The organism is Arthrobacter sp. P1_B3 (assembly GCF_056406615.1).
The window spans coordinates 36,199-60,314 of the sequence record NZ_JBFTZV010000004.1; the positions used below are offsets into that span (position 1 = coordinate 36,199).

A 24,116-nucleotide genomic window follows, 5' to 3' on the forward strand; every position below is an offset into this window, starting at 1 on the left:
TTGAGTACCAAGATTAAGGAGGCCAGCTATGAGCAAACGTGCACGTAAACGTCGTGACCGTAAGCGTGGCGGCGCGAACCACGGTAAGCGCCCCAACGCCTAAGCAAAGCTTGGAATGACAGCTTTAGACGAATGACCCCGGAGTCCTTACGGCTTCCGGGGTCATTTGTTTTCCAGGTATGGAGCCGGGCTCAGGCTTCCACAGTCCGGATCGAGTGAATCCGGTCCAGGATGGAGTTTTTGAGGTTTTCCGGAGCTGCTTCGGTGCACGAACGCTTGACCATCACGCGGATGACACATTCGAGGTCGTACTGCTCCAGGCACTCCGGGCAGCTGTCCAGGTGGTCCTTGATCTCTGCGATGTCGTCACGCGTGAGCGCACCATCCAGATATTCATAGATACGTTGCATCCGGGCGTCGTCGCAGTCGCCCAGTCCCTGGCAGTCGCTCATTTCCTGTTCTCCTGTTTGTTGCTGTCGGCCGCGGCGCCTGACTCGGTTGCGGCCCTGAATCCCAGTTCGGCGGCATAGTCCGCAAGCATGTCCCGCAGCATCTTCCGGCCGCGGTGCAGCCGGGACATGACGGTCCCGATGGGGGTGTTCATGATGTCTGAAATTTCCTTGTACGCGAAGCCCTCGACATCGGCGAAGTACACGGCCAGCCGGAACTCCTCCGGAATCGACTGGAGTGCGCGCTTTACATCGGAATCGGGCAGGTGGTCAAGGGCCTCGGCCTCGGCCGAACGCAGTCCCGACGACGTGTGCGACTCGGCGCGGGCGAGCTGCCAGTCCTCGATGGTGTCCGAATTCGACTGCAGCGGCTCACGCTGACGTTTCCGGTACAGGTTGATGTAGGTGTTGGTGAGGATGCGGTACAGCCAGGCCTTCAGATTGGTTCCGGGCTTGTACTGGTGGAACGCGGAAAACGCCTTTGTGTACGCCTCCTGGACCAGGTCCTCGGCGTCGGAGGGATTCCGGGCCATCCTCATGGCCGCCGAATACAACTGGTCCACGTACTGCATGGCGTCGCGTTCAAAGCGCACGCGGCGCTCTTCCGCCGACTCGGTGGAGAGGTCCAGGGGCTTTCCGTCCACCTCGGTTTCCAAGGCGGCGGCCGCGCCGGCGTCCGGTGTCTTGGTGGGCGTGGCGTCGTTTCCGGCAACCTCGTGCATGGCCGCAACGGCCGGGTCCATGGTGCTCATTGCGTTCAAGTCTACTGTCACCTTCCACCGGGCACCCGGAACAGCCGGAGGCGCGAGGGTCCATGTTTGCCCGGAACGGGCTTCCGGTTCCGTCCTGTCCAACACCCTCGTCAAATCTCTGCCTTCCGTAGCCTGCTGGGATCTGCCTTTCACAACCACGTCCGGCGGGCAAATATTCCGCAAAAGTGCAAGACTAGAACCGGTTCCCCCGCAGTGAAGCCGCGGTTCGTCCATCCAGGAGGAAATTCATGTCGTTTGTCCGCTTTCTCGCCCGGCCCATGCTCGCCTCCAGTTTCGTCCTCGCCGGCATGGACAAGCTCAAGAACGCGGATGACACTGCGGCACAGCTGTCCCCGTTGCTGCGCCGCACGGCCGACGCACTGCCGTTCCAGCCCAACGAAAAAGTCCTGGCCCGGGTGATCGGCGGCACCCAGATCGGTGCAGGCGTCTGCTTCGCCCTCGGCAAGTCCGCCCGGCTGGCAGCCACCCTGCTCGCCGTCATTTCGGTCCTGAACAGCTACGTTGAATGGCGCAGCGCGGACATCTCCTCAAAGGAAGCCCGCGACGCCCGCCGCAAACAGCTCCTGAAAAACGTCACCCTCACCGGCGGTGTGCTCCTCGCCGCCGTCGATACCGCCGGCAAGCCCAGCCTGGCCTGGCGCGCCGGCCACCTGGCCGCGGATGCCAAGAAGAGCGCCGGACACCTCGCCGCCGATGCCCGGAAGAACACCAACAAGCAGCTGAAAAAGGCCGACAAAGTCGTCCGCAAAGCCGTAGACCACTCAGCCGGAGCTTAAGACGGTAATGACTGGCACCACCCCCTCTGCAGCTGCCCTTTCCCACCCTGCCGGCCCCTATTCTGCCGACGTCGGTCCGCACTGGCCCGCACCCTTTGCCGCACGGCCGGTCGATGCCACTGTCACGGTTCCAGGCTCCAAGTCCTTGACCAACCGGTACCTCGTGCTCGCCGCCCTCGCGGACGGACCGTCCCGTCTGCGGGCCCCCCTGCACTCCCGGGACTCGGCACTGATGATTGAGGCCCTGCGGCAGCTGGGGGCAACCGTCACGGAGGTTCCCGGCGACGGCGCCTTCGGCCCCGACCTGGAAATCATCCCGATCACCATGGACGCCGGCGCGGCGGACACCGCGATCGACTGCGGCCTGGCCGGCACGGTCATGCGCTTTGTGCCTCCGGTGGCGGCGCTGCGCCGCGGTGAGTCCCGCTTCGACGGCGACCCGCACGCCCGCAATCGCCCGATGGGCACCATCATCGAGGCCCTGGCCGGTTTGGGAGCGGCAGTGACGGCACCCGACGGCGGTCCGGCGTCGTCGTTGCCCTTCACCGTCCACGGCACTGGCGAAGTACGCGGCGGCCACCTCATCATCGACGCCAGCGCGTCGTCCCAGTTCGTCTCCGCCCTGCTGCTGGCGGGGGCCCGCTTCACCGAGGGACTCCATCTCGAACACGTCGGAAAGCCCGTGCCGAGCCTGGACCACATCAACATGACCGTGGCCGTGCTGCGCGGGGTGGGCGTGGCGGTCGATGACTCGGTGCCGAACCACTGGATCGTCTCCCCCGGCCCGATCCGTGCCTTCGACCAGCGGATCGAGCAGGACCTCTCGAACGCCGGGCCGTTCCTCGCGGCGGCCCTGGCCACCCGCGGCACCGTGCGGATCCCGAACTGGCCCGCGAAGACCACGCAGGTCGGTGACCTCTGGCGCGGCATCCTGACCGCCATGGGCGCAACCGTGACAGTGGACGGCGGCACTTTGACCGTCAGCGGCGGCCCGGAGATCAAGGGCGGCGACTTCGACGAGACCAGCGAGCTCGCCCCCACCGTGGCGGCGCTTTGCGCGCTCGCCGCCGGCCCCTCACGGTTGAGCGGCATCGCCCACCTCCGGGGCCACGAAACGGACCGGCTCGCTGCCCTCGTCACCGAAATCAACCGCCTCGGCGGCGACGCAGAAGAGACCGCCGACGGTCTTATCATCCGCCCGGCCACGCTGCACGGCGGTGTGGTGCACAGCTACGCGGACCACCGCATGGCCACGGCCGGCGCCATCCTTGGCCTTGCCGTGCCCGGCGTAGAGGTCCAGGACATCGCGACCACGGCCAAGACCATGCCCGATTTCCCGCAACTCTGGGAAGCGATGCTGGCACAGGGACCCGCCGCAGATGAGGACACCGCCGGTGGCACGCAGCACTGATTCCTGGGACGAGTCCGACGTCCGGATCCGACCGAACAAGAAGGGCACCCGGCCCCGCACCAAGGACCGGCCCAGTTACGACGACGCCGTCACCGGACGCATCATCACCGTTGACCGCGGCCGCTACACCGCCGTCGTCGGCGAAGGAACTCCCGACGAACGCAAGATCATCGCGGCACGGGCCCGGGAGCTGCGCCGCAACCCCGTGGTCGCCGGCGACTTCGTCTCCCTCGTCGGGGACGTCACCGGCGAGCCCGACACCCTCGCGCGGCTGGTCAAGATCCAGGACCGCAAGACGCTCCTGCGCCGCAGCGCCGATGACACGGACCCGATCGAACGCGCCGTCGTGGCCAACGCCGACCAGCTGGTTGTGGTGGTCGCCGCCGCCAATCCCGAGCCGCGGACCGGGTTCATTGACCGTGCACTGGTGGCCGCGTACGACGCCGGCATCGAGCCGCTGCTGCTCGTCACCAAGGCCGACGTCAAGGATCCCGCCGAGCTGCTCTCCAATTACCAGCACCTCGATTTCCCCGTCATCATCTCCAAGACCGCGGACTCCGCCGCATCCGGCATCGACGCCCGTTCCGACGACGGGCTTTCCGCCCGGCTCGACAAGGACGCGGTGTCCCAGCTGCGCGACTACCTCGACGGCAAGGTCACCGTGATGCTGGGCCATTCCGGCGTCGGCAAGTCCACCATGGTCAACGCCCTGACCGGGGCCGAGCGGGCCACGGGAGGCGTCAACGCGGTCACCGGCCGCGGCCGCCACACGTCCTCCTCCGCCCTGGCGCTCAAAGTCAACGATGCGCCGGCCGGCAGCTGGATCATCGACACCCCAGGCATCCGGTCCTTCGGGCTGGCCCATGTGGATCCGGACCGGATCCTCCGCTCCTTCCCGGACCTGGAACCGGGCACCGACGACTGCGAACGCGGCTGCAAACACGACTCCACCGCCGTCAATTGCGGCGTCGACAAGTGGGTTGCGGCCGGGCACGCGGGGCCCTCCGGACCCGCCAGGCTCGCGTCCCTGCGCCGGCTGCTGGGCACGGATCCGCGGCTGGAAGCGCAGGAAACCAAGGAACTGGGCACCGTTTCCTAAGCCCGCCCGGCAACAGGGCCTGCGGCGCCGTGCCGCGGCCTCCCGCCCGGCGGCCCGGTTTGACGGTAGTTTGGAACCATGAGCCAACCCGCTTCGAGCTACAACGATGACCTGCGCCTTGCCCATGTACTGGCAGATTCGGTCGATTCCCAGACCATGAGCCGCTTTAAGGCGCTCGACCTTCGGATCGAGACGAAGCCGGACCTCACGCCCGTGACCGATGCCGACAAGTCCGCCGAAGAGGCCATCCGCGGCCAGCTCTCCCGGTCCCGTCCGCGCGACGCGGTCCTGGGCGAAGAATTCGGCAGCTCGGGCCACGGCTCCCGCCGCTGGATCATTGACCCGATCGATGGCACCAAGAACTTTGTCCGCGGCGTCCCGGTCTGGGCCACCCTGATCGCCCTCGTCGATGAGGGCGAGCCGGTGGTCGGCGTCGTCAGCGCACCGGCACTGGGCAAGCGCTGGTGGGCCGCCAAGGGTGCGGGCGCCTACACGGGCCGCTCGCTCGCCGCCGCCACACGGCTGAAAGTATCCAACGTCTCCAAGCTCGAGGACGCCTCGCTGTCCTACTCCAGCCTTGGCGGCTGGAAGGAACGCGGGAACCTGGACGAGTTCCTGGGCCTCACCGAGGAAGTGTGGCGTACCCGCGCCTACGGTGACTTCTGGTCGTACTGCCTCGTGGCCGAGGGGGCTGTGGACATCGCCTGCGAACCCGAGCTGAACCTCTACGACATGGCCGCGCTGGTGCCGATCGTGACCGAGGCCGGCGGCCGCTTCACCTCGCTCGAGGGCGAGGACGGCCCCTTCGGCGGCAACGCCCTCGCCACCAATTCGATCCTCCACTCGGAAGTCCTCAAGCGGCTCAACCCCGGACTCGACGACCTCCTCTAGGCCCCACCCCTCAAGGATTCCCAAGGGCCCCTGTACGACGCTGTCCCCAACCTTCGCTGCCGGTCACGGCGTGGAGTGGGCATCGAGTGGCAGGAGGGCGGCCATGTCTGGATCGGTTCACGCCGCGGATCCCGAAACCTTCGACCCCGACGTCGGACCGGTTCTGCTGGTTCTCGTGGCGAAGTACCGGGACCTGGACATTGAGTCGGCCACCCGGCTCCAGGCCGTTTCCTCGGAGCTGGGCCAGAATCTGCTCGCCTGCAGTTCCGCCGTGTCCGGGTCCGTGGTCGTGTCCACATGCAGCCGCTTGGAAATCTACGGCGAGGTGGCGTCCAGGGAGCATATAGATGCCGTCTGCTCCGAGGCCCTGGGCTCTGTCCGCCTCTGCACGCGCCTCCCTGTGGCCCAGCTCGCGTCCCTGTTCGAGCACTCCTCTGGAGCGTCGGCCGCGGAGCATCTCTTCGGCGTTGCGGCCGGCCTGGACTCCGTCGTGGTCGGTGAGCGTCAAGTCGCCGGCCAGGTCCGCCGCGCGCTCGCTGCGGCACAGGCAGCAGGCACCGCGAGCGGGCTTTTAGTCCGGCTGTTTCAGGAGGCGTCCCGCACGGGCAAGGAGGTGGGGGCGCGGACCGCGCTCAGCAGCGCCAGCAGGTCCATAGCCTATGTGGCCCTTGAACTGGCGGCCGCCGGAGCAGCGCACCCATCCCTGGCTGATGCGTCCGTCGTCCTCTTCGGCACCGGTTCCTATGCCGTTTGCGTCGCGGAAATCCTCAGGAACAGTCGATGCCCCACCATTTCCGTCTTCTCCCAATCCGGCCGCGCGGAGGCGTTTGTGGCGAGCAGGGGCGGTACGGCGCTGACGGCACGGGAGCTGCCTGCCGCTGTTGCCCGGGCAGACATCATCATTGGCTGCAGCGGCACGGAGACCCGCATAGGTGCCGCCCAACTGGCCGGTTGGAGGGATGACACAGGCCGTGCCCTCATTGTCATCGATCTCGCACCCAGCCATGACTTCGACCCCCGGGTGGCGGATCTGCCGGGCGTTGAACTGATCACCCTGGATTCAGTGCGTTTCGCGGCTCCCCCGGCGGACGCCGAGGCGCTCCGCCTCGCCGGCGTCCTGGTCCGGCAAGCGGCGCTTCGCTTCGAAAAACAAGAAGGACTGCGCGTAGTCGACGCCGCCATTGTGGCCCTGCGCGGCCACGTCCACCAGGTCCTCGAGGCTGAAATGGCGCGCGTCATGAAGGAATACGGGTGCGGCGCCCAGGCTGAGGATGTGAACCTCGCGATGCGTCGAATTGTCCGCCGACTGCTTCACATCCCAACGGTCCGCGCCCGGGAATTGGCCTCGGACGGCCGCCAGTATGAGTACGCTGCCGCGCTGGAAGCCCTGTTCGGCCTCAGCATTCAGCTCACCGGCGCCCGGAACCCCGGGGCATACAATCTTGCCTTGGAAGGTGTCCCGGCCGCGCCGGCGGCTTCGTAGCCGTGTCCGTAATAATCCGCTTCACAATCGCTGGCCGTCTTTTCCCCGGCTGCGCGGATGTCCTACGCTCGATGCAGGTCACGAGTGCCAGCGCTAAACCCCGGTTTGCTGGCCGGCAACCCTCCAGACGCGGTGGGGTGCCCCGGGTGACGACCTGGCCGGTCCGGAACGGACCCGGCAAGCGCGGATTCCCATGATGTGGGGTCCTGGTCGAGTGAGGTCCCATGACAACTGCCATTTTTCCCGCAGCCCCCGAATTCCACGCCGCTGCGGCCCGCCCGCTGGCCGCCGTCACCGGCGCCGAAATCCAGGCCCCGCTGATCACCGGCGGCCACGCCCGCTACGCCAACCTCGACTACGGCGCCTCCGCCCCGGCACTGTCCGTCGTCTCGGCCTACCTGAACGAAATCCTGCCGTACTACGCGAGCGTGCACCGCGGCGCCGGCTACGCTTCGCAGATCAGCACGTCCGTCTACGAGAACGCCCGGGACATCGTGCGGGACTTCGTGGGCGGCCGGCCGGACGATTCGGTAATCTTCACCCGCAACACCACCGATTCCCTGAACCTGCTGGCCGGCTGCCTGCCGCTCCGCGACGGACGGCCGGTGGGCGAGGTCCTCTACCTCGACATCGAGCACCACGCCAACCTCCTGCCCTGGCAGAACGTCCCGCACCGCAGCGTCGTGGCCGCCCCCACCCTCGCGGCCACTGTGGACCGCCTGCGGGACGAGCTCGCCCGCGGCGGCGTGAGTCTGCTCGCCGTCACCGGCGCTTCCAATGTCACCGGGGAGATCCTGCCGATCCGGACTCTTGCCACACTGGCGCACGAGTACGGCGCCAGGATCGTCGTCGACGCCGCGCAGCTGGCCCCGCACCGGCGGATCGACATCGCCGCGGACGACGTCGACTACCTCGCCTTCTCGGGGCACAAGCTTTATGCCCCGTTCGGCGCCGGCGTGCTGGTGGGGCGGACGGACTGGCTCGACGCCGGCACCCCGCACCTGGCCGGCGGCGGCGCGGTCCGGGACGCCCGGCTCGACTCCGTCAGCTGGACCACCGGACCCGCCCGGCACGAGGGCGGCTCGCCGAACGTCCTCGGCGCGGCCGCCCTGGCCCGCGCCACCCAAGTGATCGCGGCCCTGGACCCGGAGCAGTGGCAGGCCCACGAGGACGCCATCCGGTCCTTCCTCGTCGAGGGTCTGCACGGCATTGACGGCGTGACCGTTCACCGGATCTTTGCCGATTCGACTCCCGCTTCTTCCCCCGGAGTCGATCTGCCGGGCACCGGCACCATCGGCGTCGTGAACTTTTCGGTGGAAGGCTACGACGCCGGGCTGGTGGCCGCCTACCTGTCGGCCGAACACGGCATTGGCCTGCGCGACGGCCGCTTCTGCGCCCACCCGCTGCTCAAGCGGCTCGGCCTGCCTGCAGGCTCCCTGCGCGCCAGCTTCGGCCTCGGCTCACGGCTGGAGGACGCCGAGCGCCTGTTGGCCGGCCTGCAGCAGCTGCGGCAAACGGGACTCGGCTGGGACTACGTGGTGGACGCCGGCCGCTGGGTGCCGGCCAACGATACCCGCAGCTACCCTCACTGGGCGCCGAACACCCCGGGCACCGCTGGTGCCGCGCCGTGCACGGAGGACTAGGCACGGCGGACTAAGCAGGCGTACTAACCCGAGGCAGGATCAGGACCCCAGCGCCGGTGCGGTAAATTCGAAAGGTATCTGAAACCAGCAGGACCTTCCCGAAGGAGATCGCACGTGGCAAGCGGCGGACCCCAACTGCACAGTAGCTCCAAACTGCACAGTGGTTCCAAACTGCACAGTGGCCCCAAACTGCACAGTGAACGTCGCCAGGAACTCGGACAAAGCTTCCAGGACGGCGGGGAGCACTATGAACGCGTCCGCCCTAGCTATCCGCAGGAGTCGGCCGACTGGCTGATTCCGGCGGGGGCCAAGGACGCCGCGGACATTGGCGCCGGCACCGGAAAGTTCACGGCGCTTCTGGCAGAACGTGGACTGCGCACGGTGGCTGTTGACCCCTCAGCGGACATGCTCGAGCAGTTGCGCCGGACCCTGCCCGGTGTCACCGCCATCGAGAGCAGTGCCGAGAAGACGGGCCTGGAGCCAGAGACGTTCGATCTCGTCACGGTCGCCCAGGCATGGCACTGGTGCGACCCTCGCCTGGCCAGCGCCGAGATTGCCCGGATCCTGCGGCCGCACGGCGTGCTGGGCCTGATCTGGAACCAACTGGACACCGCTGTGCCCTGGGTGCACCGGCTCTCACGCATCATGCACGCCGGGGACGTCCTCAAGCCACACTTCCGCCCGCCGGTGGGCCCCGAGTTCACCGGAGTGGAGAGCCACCTGACCCGGTGGGAGGATTCCGTCACCACGGAGGACATCCAGGAGCTGACCAAGTCCCGCAGCTACTACCTCGCGGCATCGGAGTCCACCCGGGCCAAAGTCATGGCCAACCTCGACTGGTACCTGCACGAGCACCTGGGCCACGCCCCCGGCGACGTGCTCCGGTTGCCTTACCTGACCCAGACGTGGCGGGCCTTCCGGATTGCGTGAGGCCATCGCCGGGGCTTATCGTTTCGGTATACCTAATAATTACTTGTAGTCGCACAAAACTTTGACACTGGCTGCTATTCCGGCCAGCCAATCATCGCGTCAACGTGGACGCGCCAAATCACAGGAGCGGCAGTGCTGGATGTAAAGGGCCACGAGCAACCGCCCCAGGGCGCACAGACCTACAAGCATCCGGGTGCCCGCAGGGCGCTGATCGGCCTGTTGGGGCCAGCGTTCGTGGCGTCAATCGCGTACGTGGACCCCGGAAACGTGGCCGCCAACCTGACCGCCGGCGCCCAATACGGCTACCTGCTTGTGTGGGTCCTCGTGGCCGCCAACATCATGGCAGTCCTGGTCCAGTACCAGTCCGCCAAGCTCGGGATCGTCACGGGCAAGAGCCTCCCGGAGATTCTCGGCGAGCGGCTCAAGCCCTTCTGGCGGCGCGCCTTCTGGCTGCAGGCCGAAGTCGTGGCCGCCGCCACCGACCTCGCAGAGGTAGTGGGCGGGGCAATCGCCCTGTACTTGCTTTTCGGACTCCCACTCCCCCTCGGCGCCGTGATTGTCGGCGCGGTGTCGATGCTCCTGCTCGCGGTGCAGGCCCGGCAGAAACAGCGGCCCTTCGAATTCATCATCATGTTCCTGCTCGGCATCATCACCATCGGCTTCCTCGCCGGGCTGTTCATCAGCCCGCCGGATCCGGGGGCGGCCCTGGCCGGGCTCGTGCCCGGCTTCCAGGGCCCGGACACGGTGCTGCTGGCCGCCAGCATGCTAGGCGCCACCGTCATGCCGCACGCCATCTACGTCCACTCGGCCCTGTCCCGGGACCGGCACCGGCCAGACGAACACCAGCATGTTCCCCCGGCGGCCGTCGCGCGCCTGGTCCGGGCTACCCGGTTCGACGTCGTGGCCGCGCTGGCCATCGCCGGCCTGGTCAACATCGGCATGCTGCTCCTTGCCGCCTCCACCCTCGGCGGCGAAGAGGGCACGGACACAATCGAGGGCGCGCACGCCGCCATCACCGCCAACCTCGGGCCCATCGTCGGCGTGATCTTCGCAGTCGGGCTGCTCGCGTCCGGCCTGGCATCGACGTCGGTGGGCTGCTATGCCGGCGGAACCATCATGCAGGGTCTGCTCAAGATCCGGATCCCTGTCATGGCCCGCCGCGTGGTGACCCTGATTCCGGCCGTTGTGCTGCTGGCAGTCGGCTTCGACCCCACCTGGGCACTCGTGTTGAGCCAGGTGGTCCTCAGCTTCGGGATTCCCTTTGTCCTGGTCCCGCTGGTGGTGCTGACCAGCAATAAGACCCTGATGGGCCGGTTTGCCGACGGCCCGGCCCTCCGAGTCGCCGCCATCATCAGCGTGGTGCTCGTCGTGGCACTTAACCTGGTCCTGCTGTGGCTCACTTTCTCCGGAGGCAGCTGAAGGTAGGCTTAGGTCTGTGAAGACCAGTACGCCCTCCTCCTCGATCGAGGACTACGTCAAGGTCATCTATTCGTTCACCGAGTGGCAGCGGAAGCCGATCACCTCCACGCAGCTGGCGCAACGCCTTGGCGTCGCCAACTCCTCGGTTTCGGAAATGGTCCGCAAGCTCAAGGACCAGGGCCTCGTAGACCACAAGCCCTACAGCGCCGTCACGCTGACCAGCGACGGCGTCCGGCTCGCCCTGTCCATGGTCCGGCGGCACCGGCTGATCGAGACTTTCCTCGTCCGGGAGCTCGGGTACCGCTGGGACGAGGTCCACGACGAAGCAGAGCTCCTTGAGCACGCCGTCTCCGACACCTTCATTGAACGGATGGCCGCCAAGCTGGGAAACCCGACACGGGACCCGCACGGCGATCCCATCCCCGCCGCGGACGGCTCCGTGCTGGTGCCCGCCGCCCACCGGCTGAGCGAACTCGACGACGGCCATACCGGCCGGATCACGCGGATCAGCGACGAGAACCCGGAGCTCCTGCGCTACCTCGCCGCCGAGGACATCGATCTCGACGCCGAAGTGGAGGTGGTGGGCCGGAGGCCGTTCGGCGGCCCGATCGTGGTGCGGATCGGTTCCGCCGCGGAGCCGCGGGAATTCGATTTTGCCGAGGAAGTCGCTTCGGCCCTCTGGGTCCACAGCGACGCCGCGCACGCAGGCTGCAGCGTTACCGGCCCATGAGTGAAAAGTGAGCTGAGTGAAGAGCGTGCTGGACGAGCGCCGGGCCGCGCCGCGCCCCGGCGTGCCGGGCTGGAAAGCCTGGTCCGCCGTCGCCGTCGGCGGGCTGATCGGAACTGAGCTGCGGTTCGGCGCCGGCCTGATTTTTCCCGAAAGCGCCGGCGCGGTGCCATGGACCACGCTGGCGATCAACGTGGCCGGGAGTTTCATCCTGGCCACCCTGACCACCATCTGGATCGCGCGGCCACAGACGGCCTTCTGGCTGCGTGCCGGTATCGGTCCTGGCCTCCTGGGGTCCTTCACCACCTTTTCAGCGCTCGTGATAGTCCTTGACCAGCAGATCCGCGCCGGGTTCCACGCCACATGGCTGGCCTACCTCGGGCTCTCGCTCGTCCTCGGTCTCGGGGCCGCGGCCGCCGGCTGGAAAACCGGCAAAGCGATTGCCGACCTCGGCGGGGGTGCCCGATGATGACCGCGCTCGTGGTGGGGTTATGCGGGGTGGCGGGAGCACTGCTGCGGTTCGCCGTCGACTCCTGGTTTGCGCACCATCAAGGTTCCCGTCCGCACTGGCCGTGGGCAACGTTTGCGGTCAACGTCGCCGGATCGTTCATCATCGGTTTGTCCGTGGGCCTGACCGGCCACCTGGAGTTGGGAGCCGACTGGCACGCCGCCATCGCGACCGGGCTGGCCGGCGGCCTGACAACCTTCAGCTCATGGACCACAGCAACGGTCCGTCTGGTCAGCGAAACCCGTTACCGGGCGGCGGCGCTCAACATAGGCTCGAATCTCATCGCGGGCCTCGCGGCCGCGGCCCTCGGACTCTTCCTCGCCGGCTAAGACTCCCCCAGCCCGCTGATGGCCTGCCTCAGCCCGGCCAGGACCGGGCCCGCGAGCGAGTGTGTCGAGCCTTACACCGGGGCGTCCCGGTGGCTCCGGGCCGCCGTCGTTCCCGTATCGTTGAAGGATGGTTACCCGACGTGAAGCAGCCCAGATCCTCGACATTCCCCTGGAGATGGCGCACCGTCACGGCATCCCCTCCCGGCTGTCCGAGGCCGAGCTCGGCGAGCTGCTGGACAACCCCCCGGCATGGCTGGTCCAGTCCAAGGCAAACCGGACAGGCAAGCGGCCCATTTGGGTCCAGATCACCTGCGCCGTCTGCGGATTCTCCGAAGCCGCACGGCCCAAGAAATGGTGGCCGGACTTCACCTATGTCTGCTGCGCCCACCATGAGGCCCGCGACATCCCCGTCCTCGGCCCCGGGCTCGTGCGCAGTGTGTACGACGGCGTCGGCAGCCGCTTCGCAGGGATCGTGGACGCCGCGGTTCCCGAGGCGTAGCTTAAAAGACGGGGCTACTCCGGGCCCCTGCCGTGAGGGAGAGCACCATGCCTGACAAGACGCCGCACCAAAGCGTGTCGAAAAAGCCGGTTAAAACGATCAAGGAAAAACGGGCCGAGAAAAAGGCGAAGCACATCGTTGATGCCCACACCGATCCAGTGGCACACATCAAGAAGCGCTGAACACTCAAAGGGGCCGGAAGCCGTTGCTTCCGGCCCCTTGCTGTGTCCCCTAACTTGTTCGTTTGCCGGGCCCCGGGGGCATTGGGGCTCACCCGAAACGGATGATGCGGCGGGACTCCCGTTGGCGCTTTAGTGGTCTTGGGATCCAACCGTCATGTCCCCGATTCCGTGGCCCTGTCCGCGCGAGGCCGTTCCAGCTATTGAGCAGTTCCACCTGTTGGCCGCCCGGCCCGGCACCGGAATCATTCGACGCGGGTGGTGACGCCCCGGCAGGGACCGCCCACACTAAGACCAGTGCGCCAGACAGCGTGCTCGACACAGACCGGAGGAATACCAGTGACAACCACACCGGAGACTGAGGCCCACGGGCCGGTCGACTTCGTACTCCTCGAGTTCCCCGTGGCGGGACTGACGGGACGGGCGAGTGAGGAACTCGTCAAGCTCGTCGAGCAGGGCGTGATCCGCCTATTCGATCTCCTCGTCGTCATGAAGAATGACGACGGCACTGTCGAGGTGCTCGAACTTACCGACCCAGGTGGTCCGGCGGCGGGGTTCTCCTACTTCGACGGCGCGCAGACCGGGCTTTTGGGCGATGACGATATCGCCGAGGCATCGGCCGCGCTTCTCCCAGGGACGGTTGCCGCGCTGATTGTCTACGAGAACATCTGGGCGGCACCGTTCGTGGCGGCGGTACGCGACAGCGGGGGCGAACTCATCGCGAGCACCCGGATCCCTGCGCCGGACGTGATGGAAGCCCTCGACGCCCTCGAGGCCCGCGACGCCGAGTCGCCGGCACCTGCCGCGGCGCCGTTACCTGACGCGTAAGACCTGACACATCATAAGAAGCGATCCGACGGGAGAAAATTATGGGACTTCTTAGGGGTATAGGGCGGACGGCGGTCGTTGCCGGGACAGCCAGTGCGGTCAGTGGCCGCGTCCAGCGCCGGCAAGCCAACAAGTTCGCCGAGAAGGACGCCGCGACCGCGGCCAAGCAGCAGGAGGCCTACGATGCGCAGATGGCCCAGCAGCAACCCCCACCACCGCCACCACCCGCATACCAGCAGCCTGTCTACCAGCAGCCGCCGCCCCCTCCCCCTGCCCCCAGTGGCGGCATCTCAAACGAAGCCCTCGAGCAGCTCAAGCAACTCGGGGCGCTGAAGGAACAAGGGATACTCACGGAGCAAGAGTTCGTGGCGCAAAAGGCGAAGATCCTTGGCATGTAACGCAGACATGTAACGCACGCATCTAACGCCGGGCAGCCGAGAGGGAAGGGAAATGTCAGAAGACACTTCCCTTCCCTCTCTCATGGGACCCATCTAGGCATGAGAACTATCTACGGCGCCATGACGACGAAGCCCGCCGGGGGAACGTCGATCCTGATCGCCAAGCCGTTCCGCGGCTCAGCGGCTACCAGCGAGCCCACCGTGTTCTCGTCCGTTGAATAGAGGCACACGAACTTGTCGCCGGCCGAATGCAGGCCGGCATCGATGGTCACCCATGCTGTCCGCCGGGCCGCCCAATCGGTGTTGATGGCGCAGACAACCTCTCTGTCCGACAAAATCCGGCTCCAGGCCACGATTGATGTCATCCTCCCGGCGCCGACGCGTTCCGGGTACCAGAACGTGACGCCGTCGTCGGAGATAGGGCGCAGGTACTGCCGGCCGCGCCGGAGCGCGAGCTCCCGCTTCCGAACGGCAAGGATTTTCCCAAGTTCCTGGTAGCTGTCCCGCGACTCGTCGAAGAAGTGCCTGTCGCGGCTACGGAACGATCCGAAGGGGCCGCCGAACATTGCTTCCCTGATGTACCGGTCTGCCTTGAAGTCGTCCGTGGGCCGCGGAATGACCTCAGGCGGAAATTTCCCGTCGAATCGCTGCTCGCTGCCGTAGTAGATGCACGGGATGCCCAGCGTGGTGGCGTTCAGGGCAAGGACGGCGAGTTCCAGGGCCCGGCCGTCCTGATCGGCGGCGAACCGTGCCTTGTAGCTTTTCCCTTGGCGGACCAGGTCGTGGTCGTCGAAGCTTGTGACGACGTGGTTGCGGAACCAGGTGTGGGTCGCTTTATCGACCTGGATCGAGTTGCGGAAGAGATCGAAGTATTCGGCGGGGTCGCTCCAGCCCTTGACCGCATCGACCATTCGTCCTTGCACGTCCGCCAAGCCCAAGGCAGCATCGAGCCCGGTCAGGTCCCGGAGCCTGATGGCCTCTTCCCGGCTCCCGGTGATTTCTCCGACCAGGAAAAAGGAATCCTTGCCGATGGTCTGGGCGAATTCATGAATGGCGGAGGCGAAGTATCGCGTGGCGCCGGGGTCCATGTGCTTGACCGTGTCCACGCGGAAGCCGTCGATGTCGGCGTCGGCGATCCAGTACTGATATGCCTCGACGAGGGTCTGGAAGGCTGCCGAGGGCTCATACCCGTCCACCGGCCCGGTTCCCTGATGGATGTCCTTCAGCCCAAAGAAGTCCCCCTCGGTTGTCTCCTGGGGATCGTCCCAGTGGACGATCTGACCCTTGCGGGTAAAGGCGCCGTCGGTCTGGAGTTCACTCGGCCACACCGCGCTGTCCATATCCGGGGGATTAACCGGCGCGGGGAACGGCAGGCTGGGAACGCCGCCGGGGTCCCGCCACCCGGTGACCGGATAGGTGGCGCCGGTCCAGTCTGGAATGTAGGGCTGCCCTGTGGCGGGATCGACGGTGTTGTATTCGAACACGTCCGCGGAATGGTTGAGGATGACGTCGAGGATGACGTAGAGCCCGGCGTCGTGGGCGGCGGTGACCAGCTCTTTGAAGTCCCGGGCTGTGCCGAAGTGGGGGTCAACGTCGAGGAAGTTCTGTGTGCCATAGCCGTGGTAGTCATCCACGCCGGGGCGTTGCCGCAGTATGGGGCTGATCCAGAGCGCGGTGACCCCGAGCCTCTTCAGGTAGCCGAGTTTGGACTGTATCCCCTTCAGAGTCCCGCCGAGCCACTGGGTTCCCGCGTTCTCCCAGTTCTGAATATCAGTCGCGGCTTGCACGGCATTGTTCGCGTCCCCCGGCGAAAACAGCGGCGTGCTGCCCCGCACGATCTGCCCGGCGGCGTCCTTGTAGCCGTCCTCCAGTTCGTTAGAGAAACGGTCTATCAGCAGGAAATAGATCACCTGGTCCGACCAGTCGCGCGGGGACGGGTGATAGTGGTTTTGTTTCGCTGCATCCATCTGCATGATTGCCAAGTATGGAGAATTTGTCCGCGACATGGAAGGGCATTCGGGTTTCTCCGGTCTGCCACGGCACGCTGACCGTGTATCGGGTGCACCGCCCGCTGCAGCGACCGCCCTTAACGCACAGAACTCCCCGCCAACCGGAGTCAGCGGGGAGTTCTGTGAACCCAATACGGGGTGGAGCACCGTTGCCGGGGCTCCGATGTGGAGATGGGGGGAATTGAAAACCCGTTTAGCTACTTTTTTGGACAACCGTTGTAGCTAGGCTCCCTCTACATTCCGCAGTTCTTACCCATGTTTTGTTCACGTCGTTCTAGGTCGTGTTGGCGGCGCCAACAAAGAATCCACCAAAAAGAGCCTCACCGGACCTCCTGCACAAGGAGTCTTCGGTGGGGCTCTTTTTGCGTGTTCGGGTCTAGCGCTGGCGGCCGTTCCTGGTGAGGCCGGCGGCTCGCACCGCGGCGGCCACGAGCCCCAGCAAATCCTCGCCCAGGACCTCGCAGATGTCTTCGACGTCGTTGGCCGTGAAAGCGACCTCATCACGGAGCCGCTTCGAGATGTAGCTCTGCGAAGGCTAGAATAACCGTACAACCTTCGGCCGTCAAATGAGTCGGCAGCCCTGATCAGAACGCAACCAGGCCCGCGGAAATGGCCTCACGAAAAAGGGCTGCAGTGGTGTCCACTACAGCCCCTCTTCCCGATCCCCCTACAACGAGGCGTAAAGTTTGCCGGTGGACGTCCGCCAGCCTCGCGTGTCGAAGAGTGCGGAGTTGCCCATCACCGGGTCCGTGATGGGCCGGTTCTTCCATGCGAAGCGCTCGACGTAGGGCATCTTCCGCATCTCTGCCACCGTGGCCTTCATGAAGTACTCGGTCGTGGCCCGGCTGTACCGGCTGGGTTTTGTTGAGCTGGCCTGCCAGTCCGCGACCGCATATTCAGTCACCCAGATCGGCTTCCCGTACTTCTCGTAGAGGCCGGTGACATTGGCGAGGAAGTCTTCGACGTTGGGCCACGCATAGCGGTGCATGGTCATGAAGTCCACGCGCAGGCCCTTGTTCTTGGCCTTCGCCATGAAGTCTGACAGCCACGGGCTGGTGGGATTCACCGCCGCGGGCGAGCCGAGCCTGAGCCCGGTCTTTTGAAGTTGCGGCCACAGGCTGATCGCCTGGTCGACGCTCATGTTGGCCTGCGCCGTGTGGTCGGGTTCGTTGAAGCCGAGCAGGTGCTTGGCCTGGGTCTGCGGCAGTCCGCTCATGATCTTGGCGATGGCGCCTTCTTCCAAGCGCTTGGCGTTCTTGACCATCGGCGTCCAAGGCGGGGTCGTGAGGTTGCAGTACGGTTCCCAGTTGTAGTGCCAGGCGACGTTCAGCATCTTGATCTGGGCCCTCGCGAGGTCGGTGCTGTTCGAGTAGCCGATGCCCTTCAGGGCCGGCGTTGCCGCGTGGCTGGCACTCGCGTTGGCCGCGAGAAGCGCACCCGGCGCCGCGAGTGCAGCCAAAGGCACGGTCAGAAATTTGCGGCGGTCCATGAGGTCCTTTCGAAGGCGGAGCATTCCGATGACCGTAAGAGCCTATTCGGCTCCCCGCACTGTTCAGCACCAAATTGCTGCAGGTTTGCCACAGCATTGAGGAAAGACTTGGTGTTCACCACATGCCTTCCGTCATCAGCTGATATACGGCTGGGTCCCACTACGATGACGGCATGGCATCGTTCACCCTCGACGGGCAGACCTACGAGTACCTCAGGTCCGCGGCGGGTCACTCGGCGGAGGAGACGAAGTCGTGGGAGTACGGGAACTACCCAAGGGTGATGGCCCGTGTCCCGTTGGCCGCCGGCGGCACGGTGGACGTCTACGCCTCCGCCGAGCGCTGGAACGCCTCCAACGTCCTTGTCTCATGGACTGATGATGACGACCATAAGCACTGGGCATGGGTTCCGGCCGGCAACGTCAGACGCGTCACCGAATCCGAATGGGACATCGAGGAATACCGGCGCTGCCCCGAAAAACTGTGCGCCATCAAGTGGGGAAACCGGCTCCCCGGCTTCCTGCCCGAGGAGACCTTACTGACGCCGGCAACGCGCATGAAGCAGATTCATTTGGCGGCCCGGAACGTGATTTCGGGGGCCTTGAACGGGGTCTTGCCGTGGCAGCGCCGATACTCTAGTCCGCTGCCGCAAGGGCAGGGCTGACGCATTGGAACCTCAGTGACAAACTTTGCACCCGGAGAGGCCCGTTTCACAGTCAGGCTGGAGACCATGAACATTTCGCCTGGGGCCTCGACCACAACTCTGTCGAAGGATCCAATGTCGTGGACTCCACCATCGTAGGAGTGGTAGCTGCCTTCCGGCTCTCCGTATGGTCGAAGAGTAACGGCGTTCGCCCTCGTGCCGATTATCGGGTGGGTGGCCGACTGTCGAGGAAGGAGATTCAGCATTGAGTCCTTAACTGCTTGAGGTGGTATCCCCTCAGCCAGACGCTCTCGGATCGTTTCTGCCTCGCTGGTCGGTAGGGCGCGATGCTCTCCGATCCGATAAATCCACATCGGCCAGTCATCCTGCGGTGCCCGGACATAACTCTGGAACTCCGGCCATGCCAGCTCGTGATCTTTTTTTCCGCCCAACTCCTGGTAGTTCGTGATTAGCCACTGGTAGGGACCTTTGTACTTCCCCTCTCCAAAGAGTTGGAATCCAGTCAGGACGATGCTGAGGCGGGCAGTGGCCGGTCCAAGGTGCCGGATCCTCGGCTCGTTCCAGGCCGCGGTGAGGAGGAGGCGAAACCTTTCAACGGCAACACCGAAGTCGAGTTCGGCTTCTTCAAGAGCCTCATACATGAGATCCATGAGGACTTGAATCGTCGGCTGGCTCTTCTTCCCGATAATGGCCAGTCCGGTATACCCCATCAAGGCTTGAAAGGTTGGCGTCTGAATGTATGTCACCTTGGTTGCGTCTTCGCTATAAACCCCCATTGCACCGCGGTAGAACGTGCTGAGGCGGCGGTCCGAAAGCTGAACGATGAAATCGGGGTTAGCGGCGACGGTTATGAGCGTCAACTGGTGATCTCCAAGCTAGTCTCGTGTGGGTGCGGAAGGTCCAGCGTGCGGGCCGCGTCCCCGCCAAAGCGCGCATGCAAGCCCGATGTCCCGTCTCGATCCAGTCTAGACTCGGCGACCGACGGCCCGGCGGCCGGTCCCTGAGCAGTCCTATTGGCGCCAGCGCGGCTGGTAGTCCGGGTGGTCCATGTACGGCTCGGCGATGATGAACAGGAACTTCTCCATGTAGTCCTGGTCTCCTGCTGGTTCGAAGTCCCAGTCGATGCGGTTGAAGTGCGCGATGATTTTGCGCTTGACGGCGCACTCGAGCAGGATCCGCATGGCGATGATGTTCGCCCAACTCTCGGGGTAGGGCTCGTGCTGGAGGGAATCCAGTGACTCGGCTTCGTCCTCGTCCAGCCGCGCTTCCAGAAACTCGATGATGTCCACCATGCGCTCATACTGCCACTAGCCGAGCGCGTCCGCAGCAGCACCGTCGGAGGCCTTGGCTGGGCCGCTAGCTGGCCGAGCTAAGAAATGTCGTTCCCTTTGATCGTGGTCAGGAGCGTCGTGGCCACGATTTCCTGCGACGACCCGAGGCCCACCCAGACGTAGCCTTCCGCGACGGCGCTGAGGTGCCAAAGCTGGCCGCCCATCGGGACGGCCGTGACCGACAAGCCCGGCTCGAAGGTACGTCCGTGGTCCCCCGTGTCAGCGCGGTCGAGGTGCACCCTGGTTGTTGTGGTCGCTTCGAAGACCGACAGGAATCGCGGGCCAGAATCGGAGTCGGCTTGCGGCCTGGCGCGTCGCCCCGGCGCCGAAGACACCTCAGCGACGTATCTCTGCAAGGCTCCTCGAATAACCTCCGTGACCGTGTCTGAGCGCCGGGCGGCGACTACTTTGGCTTCCTCCCAGAGTTCGTCGTCAATCCCGATCGACCGGGTAGGTGTCCCCTTGCTCATGATGCGCGTGCCTTTCATTCATTTCGGATAGGCATACCTTACGGACTGTGTGCGCAAAGTACCCAATGTCTGTACAGGAACCCCGCACCAAGTTGCGATGGCGCAATGGCGTCCTCTACCGTGCCCTTAGCAGCGACGCGGGGCGATCAGCCGAGGGCGTCGGCCGCGGCGGCGTCGGATGCCTTGGCCAGTCTCGCGTAGACCCGCAGCGTGGTCTGCGGGTCCTCGTGCCCCAGCCGGGCCTGCACCACGTGCACGGGGACACCAGCGTCAAGCAGGTGCGTGGTGTGGGCGTGCCGGATCTCGTGTATCCAAGGCTTGCGGTCCAGCTCTTTGCCGACCAGCTCCCCCATGAGCGGCTGCCAGACTTCTTTGTGGAAGCGGGAGTTGCGGACGTAGTCGCCGTCCGGGCGGTGGAACACGAAGTCATCGAGCCCAATCTCCTGCAGGCGCTCCGCGAGAGCGGCGGAGAGGCTCGCGTTACAGGTCACGGTGCGGTTGGCCTTCTTCGTCTTCGGCGGCCCGATCTCTTCGCCCTTGCCCTTGGACTTCCATGCCCGGCTGACGCGCACCGCGGCGCGCCCGTCCCGGATTGTGATGTCCCGCCGGCGCAGCGCTGTTGCTTCGGAGTACCGGAGGCCCGTGCCGCCCAGGAAGCGGATAAAGAGGGAGTAGTGCGGGTCGATGCGCTCGGCAAGCATGACTAGATCCTCGGGCGAGAGGTAGACGGCTTCCCGCGCCTCGTTGAGATCGGCCTCGGCCACCCCCTTGGCCGGGTTGCGGGTCATGGTCTCGGCATCCATGGCGGTAACGAACGCGGCGGAGAGCAGCGCGTGGATGTTCTGCTTGGTCTTACGCGAGAGCGGCTGCCCCTTGGTCTGGTTGGCGCCCTGCTCTACCGTGAGTCCGTCTAGCCAGTCGATGACGGCGGATTTGTTGACCTTGTCCACGGCGTCCGGCCGAGGTCGCTGGAGGCGACGTGCGCGGCAGCCATCTTCCGATACTTCGCGATCGTGCCGGGCTGCGGCTTGCGGAGCAGATCAAAGTGCCGAACCACGACTTCGTAGACGGTCGGCGCCGTGGAGTCCTTCCGGACCTTCGCCGTGGCTGCAAGCTTGTAGCTGTTCCCATTGGCATCAAGGAACGCCTTCAGCTCGAGCGCCTTGTCAGGAAGGACAGCCAGCCGCGGGCGGCCTCGTAGCGCTCCCCCGCTAGTTCGATCTGTACCGTTCCGTCCCGTGTTGCTTCCATGCCTGTCCCCTATCGGTGCCGTTTCTCGCCAACAAAATGGGCCGTCCCGCCAACAGGCAAAAAGAAAACCCCTAGATCACAAGGATCTAGGGGCTAACTCTAGTGGAGATGGGGGGAATTGAACCCCCGTCCGATGTCGTGTTGTCAGGGCTTCTCCGGGCGCAGTTTGCGTTGGATTTTCTCGGCCCCAGCCATGCTACAAACAGCTGGCTGATCCGGGCCCAGTCATCTAAGAGTCCCGTTTACCCCGATGACGGAGGTAAACAGCAGTGGCTATCTAAATGACGCCAGGATCCGGGGCAATAGCAACCTCGGGCTGACGGACTGTCTTACTGCTTAGGCAGCGAGAGCGAAGTCAGTGCGTTTTGATTCGGCACTTATTGGTTTGCAGACAGCGTTTACGAGATAATTCTGCATCCTCGGCCCGCTTCACCTGTCGCGACTAACATCGTCGAAACCGATCATCCCCGTATTTTTTTATCAAACCCGGACCGGACACTTTCGGATCCTTCCCGGACTACCAATCATAGCGCACCGCCTCCAGGAAACATTCCCAGCGGCCCGTTGCGGCTAGCGGCGGTTGCGTTCGCGCATGACCCGCTGCGCCTCGCGCTTGTCCTGCTGTTCGCGCAAGGTCTGGCGCTTGTCGTATTCCTTCTTACCGCGGGCGACGCCGATTTCGACTTTCGCGCGTCCGTCCACGAAGTACAGCTGCAGCGGCACGATCGTGAACCCCGATTCGCGGATCTTGTGCGAGATCTTGGTGAGCTCTTCGCGGTGCAACAGCAGCTTGCGGCGGCGGCGTGCGGCGTGGTTGGTCCAGCTTCCCTGGTGGTACTCGGGGATGTGGATGCCCTCCATCCACAGCTCGTCGTTGTAGAACGTGCAGAAGCCGTCAACCATCGAGGCATGGCCTTCGCGCAGGGACTTAACTTCCGTGCCCATCAGCGCAATGCCGGCCTCATAGGTGTCAAGGATGAGGTAGTCGTGCCGGGCCTTGCGGTTGGTGGCCACTACCTTACGGCCACTTTCTTTGGGCACGGTAGGACTCCTAGGTTTTGTTGGTGGTTCACTCCGGCCTGATGGTGCGGAGTCTTTCCAGTTTACGGCAGGGCGGCGGCCGGCGCAGATGCTGCAGCGCCGGCCACCGGACTGGCTACAGCAGGTTCATCGGGTTCACGGCCCGGCCGTTGAGCCAGGTTTCGAAGTGCGAGTGGCAGCCGGTGGAGTTGCCGGTGGTGCCCGAATAGGCGATCAGCTGCCCCCGGTTGACGTGCTGGCCGGCCGAGACCGCCACGGACGTGTTGTGGTAGTAGATCGTGGTCAGGGAGTTGCCCTGGATGACGCCGTGGGAGATCTTGACGTTGTTGCCGCCGCCGTCGTTGGCCCAGCCGGCCGAGAAGACGGTGCCGGCCGCCGCGGCGTAGACGGGCGTGCCGCAGGGGGCGCCGAAGTCGATGCCGGTGTGCATGTAGCCGCCCTGGCCGTAGAAGTCGATGGTGCCCGCCGGCGTCGGACGCCAGCCAAACCCGGAGGTGATCGGAATATTACCCGGGAACGGGTGCTGCAGGCCAAAGGCCGACGGTGAGCCCTGGGCCGGCGGGACATAGGGCTGGGTGGCTTGGCCCCGCGCGCGGGCGGCGGCCGCCGCGGCCTCAGCGATGCGCCGCTGCTCGGCCTCCCAGGCCTCACGCAGCTTCCGGTCGCGTTCGGCGATTTCGGCGGCGACGGCGTCCTGCTGCGCCTTGACCTTTGCCAGCTGGTTCTGGATGCCGGGCTTGGCGGCCTGGAGTTCGGCGTCGAGCCGGGTGGTGTCGGCGATCAGCTTGTCCACGGCGGCCTTCTTGGCCTGGGCCTCGTCCCGCGCCGCCTTTTCCCGGGCCAGCGCGGCGTCGGCCTTGGCCTTGAGGTCCGTGATCTCGGCCTCGACGGCCGCCAGCCGCGCCTGCGCGTTGACGTTCGTGGCGTTCTGCTGGGTGAGCTTGTCCATCGCGGAGTTCTGGCTGCGCAGGGCCTGGTCCGCGAGGTCGATGGTGTCCGTCAGGCTGCTGCCCTGGTTCGAGCCGAAGAACAAGGACAGGTTGGACGGGACGCCGCCGGACTTGTACGCCTGTGTGGCGATCTGCCCGATCAGCTTCCGGGTGTCCGCAATCTTCTGCTTGTCCGATTCGAGCTGCTGCGTGATTTTTGCCTTGTTTTGCTGCGCCAGGTCCACGCGGGMCGCGAGGGCCTGGACTTCCTGGACCGCTCCGGCCACCCGGCCCTGGGCGTCCAGGAGGGCCTGCTGGGCACCCGGGAGCTGGCCCTGGTACAGGACCAGGTCCGCCGCCGCCTGGGCGATCCGGCCGTCCACGAATTCGAGGGAATGCTGGACCCGGGCCGCTTCGTCGCGGAGCGCGGCCTGCTGGTCCTCAAGGTCGTCGGCGAATGCCACCGGACTCGAGGCTCCCATGCTCCCGGCCAGGACCAGCGCCAGGGTGGCGCTGATCATCCGGCTGCGGCGTCCCACCAAGCGAAGCCGGAGCGATTGCCGTACGGGGCGGCGGGCCATCGGTGTCATAA

General features: G+C 65.5%; 27 protein-coding genes, 1 other RNA gene and 1 riboswitch. Of the genes, 17 read left to right on the plus strand and 11 right to left on the minus strand.

Features of this window, described 5'->3' with window-relative positions:
• Window positions 1–28 precede the first annotated feature (28 nt).
• On the plus strand, window positions 29–103 hold the full coding sequence (locus AC1D2F_RS05795) for a 50S ribosomal protein bL37 (protein WP_104061284.1): 75 nt from the start codon (window positions 29–31) through the stop codon (window positions 101–103).
• An 88-nt stretch (window positions 104–191) separates the two neighbouring features.
• Here AC1D2F_RS05795 and rsrA read toward each other — a convergent pair whose 3' ends face one another.
• Window positions 192–452 carry a mycothiol system anti-sigma-R factor gene (gene rsrA / locus AC1D2F_RS05800; protein ID WP_229995349.1) on the minus strand — a complete coding sequence of 87 codons (261 nt, stop codon included), beginning with the start codon at window positions 450–452 and terminating at the stop codon, window positions 192–194.
• A complete protein-coding gene (locus tag AC1D2F_RS05805; protein WP_229995348.1) occupies window positions 449–1,201 on the minus strand; it encodes a sigma-70 family RNA polymerase sigma factor in 753 nt (250 codons plus the stop codon). The genes rsrA and AC1D2F_RS05805 overlap by 4 nt, the downstream gene beginning before the upstream one ends.
• A 248-nt stretch (window positions 1,202–1,449) precedes the next feature.
• Here AC1D2F_RS05805 and AC1D2F_RS05810 point away from each other — a divergent pair, with 248 nt between their 5' ends.
• From AC1D2F_RS05810 to AC1D2F_RS05880, 15 genes are all read left to right on the plus strand, one after another.
• Window positions 1,450–1,998, plus strand: a complete 549-nt coding sequence (locus AC1D2F_RS05810) for a DoxX family protein (protein WP_229995347.1) — start codon at window positions 1,450–1,452, stop codon at window positions 1,996–1,998.
• Window positions 1,999–2,005: 7 nt separating this feature from the next.
• Window positions 2,006–3,409, plus strand: a complete 1,404-nt coding sequence (gene aroA / locus AC1D2F_RS05815) for a 3-phosphoshikimate 1-carboxyvinyltransferase (RefSeq protein WP_476966384.1) — start codon at window positions 2,006–2,008, stop codon at window positions 3,407–3,409.
• The gene (rsgA, locus tag AC1D2F_RS05820) at window positions 3,393–4,508 is read left to right on the plus strand and encodes a ribosome small subunit-dependent GTPase A (protein WP_229995345.1); all 1,116 of its coding nucleotides are present in this window, start codon (window positions 3,393–3,395) and stop codon (window positions 4,506–4,508) included. Before aroA ends, rsgA begins: the two co-directional genes overlap by 17 nt.
• A 78-nt stretch (window positions 4,509–4,586) precedes the next feature.
• Entirely contained in the window at window positions 4,587–5,399 is an 813-nt protein-coding gene (gene hisN / locus AC1D2F_RS05825) for a histidinol-phosphatase (protein ID WP_229995344.1), read from the plus strand.
• 103 nt (window positions 5,400–5,502) lie between these two features.
• Window positions 5,503–6,882 (plus strand): glutamyl-tRNA reductase, encoded by a 1,380-nt coding sequence (locus AC1D2F_RS05830; protein ID WP_476966385.1) that lies wholly within the window; start codon window positions 5,503–5,505, stop codon window positions 6,880–6,882.
• 76 nt (window positions 6,883–6,958) lie between these two features.
• A riboswitch (SAM riboswitch) is annotated at window positions 6,959–7,072 on the plus strand.
• Window positions 7,073–7,106: 34 nt separating this feature from the next.
• Window positions 7,107–8,525, plus strand: coding sequence for an aminotransferase class V-fold PLP-dependent enzyme (locus AC1D2F_RS05835; RefSeq protein ID WP_229995343.1), 1,419 nt, complete (start codon window positions 7,107–7,109; stop codon window positions 8,523–8,525).
• Window positions 8,526–8,678: 153 nt separating this feature from the next.
• Window positions 8,679–9,455, plus strand: coding sequence for a class I SAM-dependent methyltransferase (locus AC1D2F_RS05840; protein WP_476966437.1), 777 nt, complete (start codon window positions 8,679–8,681; stop codon window positions 9,453–9,455).
• Between the two features lie 132 nt (window positions 9,456–9,587).
• Window positions 9,588–10,874 carry an Nramp family divalent metal transporter gene (locus AC1D2F_RS05845; protein ID WP_414645494.1) on the plus strand — a complete coding sequence of 429 codons (1,287 nt, stop codon included), beginning with the start codon at window positions 9,588–9,590 and terminating at the stop codon, window positions 10,872–10,874.
• Between the two features lie 16 nt (window positions 10,875–10,890).
• A complete protein-coding gene (locus AC1D2F_RS05850; protein WP_229995342.1) occupies window positions 10,891–11,604 on the plus strand; it encodes a metal-dependent transcriptional regulator in 714 nt (237 codons plus the stop codon).
• 16 nt (window positions 11,605–11,620) lie between these two features.
• Window positions 11,621–12,070, plus strand: a complete 450-nt coding sequence (locus AC1D2F_RS05855) for a fluoride efflux transporter FluC (protein WP_476966386.1) — start codon at window positions 11,621–11,623, stop codon at window positions 12,068–12,070.
• A complete protein-coding gene (gene crcB, locus AC1D2F_RS05860; protein ID WP_229995354.1) occupies window positions 12,070–12,438 on the plus strand; it encodes a fluoride efflux transporter CrcB in 369 nt (122 codons plus the stop codon). Before AC1D2F_RS05855 ends, crcB begins: the two co-directional genes overlap by 1 nt.
• Window positions 12,439–12,565: 127 nt before the next feature.
• Complete coding sequence (locus AC1D2F_RS05865) at window positions 12,566–12,937, plus strand: hypothetical protein (protein WP_229995340.1); 372 nt, start codon at window positions 12,566–12,568, stop codon at window positions 12,935–12,937.
• A 47-nt stretch (window positions 12,938–12,984) separates the two neighbouring features.
• A complete protein-coding gene (locus AC1D2F_RS05870; RefSeq protein WP_290369394.1) occupies window positions 12,985–13,119 on the plus strand; it encodes a hypothetical protein in 135 nt (44 codons plus the stop codon).
• Between the two features lie 336 nt (window positions 13,120–13,455).
• Window positions 13,456–13,944, plus strand: a complete 489-nt coding sequence (locus AC1D2F_RS05875; RefSeq protein ID WP_229995339.1) for a DUF6325 family protein — start codon at window positions 13,456–13,458, stop codon at window positions 13,942–13,944.
• Window positions 13,945–13,985: 41 nt separating this feature from the next.
• Complete coding sequence (locus AC1D2F_RS05880) at window positions 13,986–14,342, plus strand: SHOCT domain-containing protein (protein WP_364745915.1); 357 nt, start codon at window positions 13,986–13,988, stop codon at window positions 14,340–14,342.
• A gap of 110 nt (window positions 14,343–14,452) precedes the next feature.
• Here AC1D2F_RS05880 and AC1D2F_RS05885 read toward each other — a convergent pair whose 3' ends face one another.
• Together AC1D2F_RS05885 and AC1D2F_RS05890 are read right to left on the minus strand one after the other, a co-directional pair.
• Window positions 14,453–16,315, minus strand: coding sequence for an alpha-amylase family glycosyl hydrolase (locus AC1D2F_RS05885; RefSeq protein ID WP_229994935.1), 1,863 nt, complete (start codon window positions 16,313–16,315; stop codon window positions 14,453–14,455).
• Between the two features lie 703 nt (window positions 16,316–17,018).
• Window positions 17,019–17,864, minus strand: a complete 846-nt coding sequence (locus AC1D2F_RS05890) for a glycosyl hydrolase (protein WP_229994934.1) — start codon at window positions 17,862–17,864, stop codon at window positions 17,019–17,021.
• 149 nt (window positions 17,865–18,013) lie between these two features.
• Between AC1D2F_RS05890 and AC1D2F_RS05895 the strand changes: the two genes are divergently transcribed.
• Window positions 18,014–18,502 carry a hypothetical protein gene (locus AC1D2F_RS05895; protein ID WP_364745912.1) on the plus strand — a complete coding sequence of 163 codons (489 nt, stop codon included), beginning with the start codon at window positions 18,014–18,016 and terminating at the stop codon, window positions 18,500–18,502.
• Here the strand turns inward: AC1D2F_RS05895 and AC1D2F_RS05900 are convergent.
• The 7 genes from AC1D2F_RS05900 to AC1D2F_RS05930 all read right to left on the minus strand — a co-directional run bounded on the left by AC1D2F_RS05900 (window position 18,406) and on the right by AC1D2F_RS05930 (window position 24,114).
• Complete coding sequence (locus AC1D2F_RS05900; protein WP_229994932.1) at window positions 18,406–19,362, minus strand: SEC-C domain-containing protein; 957 nt, start codon at window positions 19,360–19,362, stop codon at window positions 18,406–18,408. The genes AC1D2F_RS05895 and AC1D2F_RS05900 overlap by 97 nt on opposite strands.
• A 150-nt stretch (window positions 19,363–19,512) precedes the next feature.
• Entirely contained in the window at window positions 19,513–19,794 is a 282-nt protein-coding gene (locus AC1D2F_RS05905; RefSeq protein WP_229994931.1) for a DUF6221 family protein, read from the minus strand.
• Between the two features lie 77 nt (window positions 19,795–19,871).
• Window positions 19,872–20,303 (minus strand): hypothetical protein, encoded by a 432-nt coding sequence (locus AC1D2F_RS05910; RefSeq protein ID WP_476966387.1) that lies wholly within the window; start codon window positions 20,301–20,303, stop codon window positions 19,872–19,874.
• A gap of 146 nt (window positions 20,304–20,449) precedes the next feature.
• The gene (locus AC1D2F_RS05915) at window positions 20,450–21,253 is read right to left on the minus strand and encodes a tyrosine-type recombinase/integrase (protein WP_229994929.1); all 804 of its coding nucleotides are present in this window, start codon (window positions 21,251–21,253) and stop codon (window positions 20,450–20,452) included.
• Between the two features lie 401 nt (window positions 21,254–21,654).
• Window positions 21,655–22,023, minus strand: a transfer-messenger RNA (tmRNA) gene (gene ssrA / locus AC1D2F_RS05920).
• Window positions 22,024–22,124: 101 nt separating this feature from the next.
• A complete protein-coding gene (gene smpB, locus AC1D2F_RS05925; protein ID WP_090581234.1) occupies window positions 22,125–22,595 on the minus strand; it encodes an SsrA-binding protein SmpB in 471 nt (156 codons plus the stop codon).
• 115 nt (window positions 22,596–22,710) lie between these two features.
• Window positions 22,711–24,114: a peptidoglycan DD-metalloendopeptidase family protein gene (locus AC1D2F_RS05930; RefSeq protein ID WP_476966438.1), complete on the minus strand. Its 1,404-nt coding sequence runs from the start codon at window positions 24,112–24,114 to the stop codon at window positions 22,711–22,713.
• Between the last annotated feature and the right edge of the window lie 2 nt (window positions 24,115–24,116).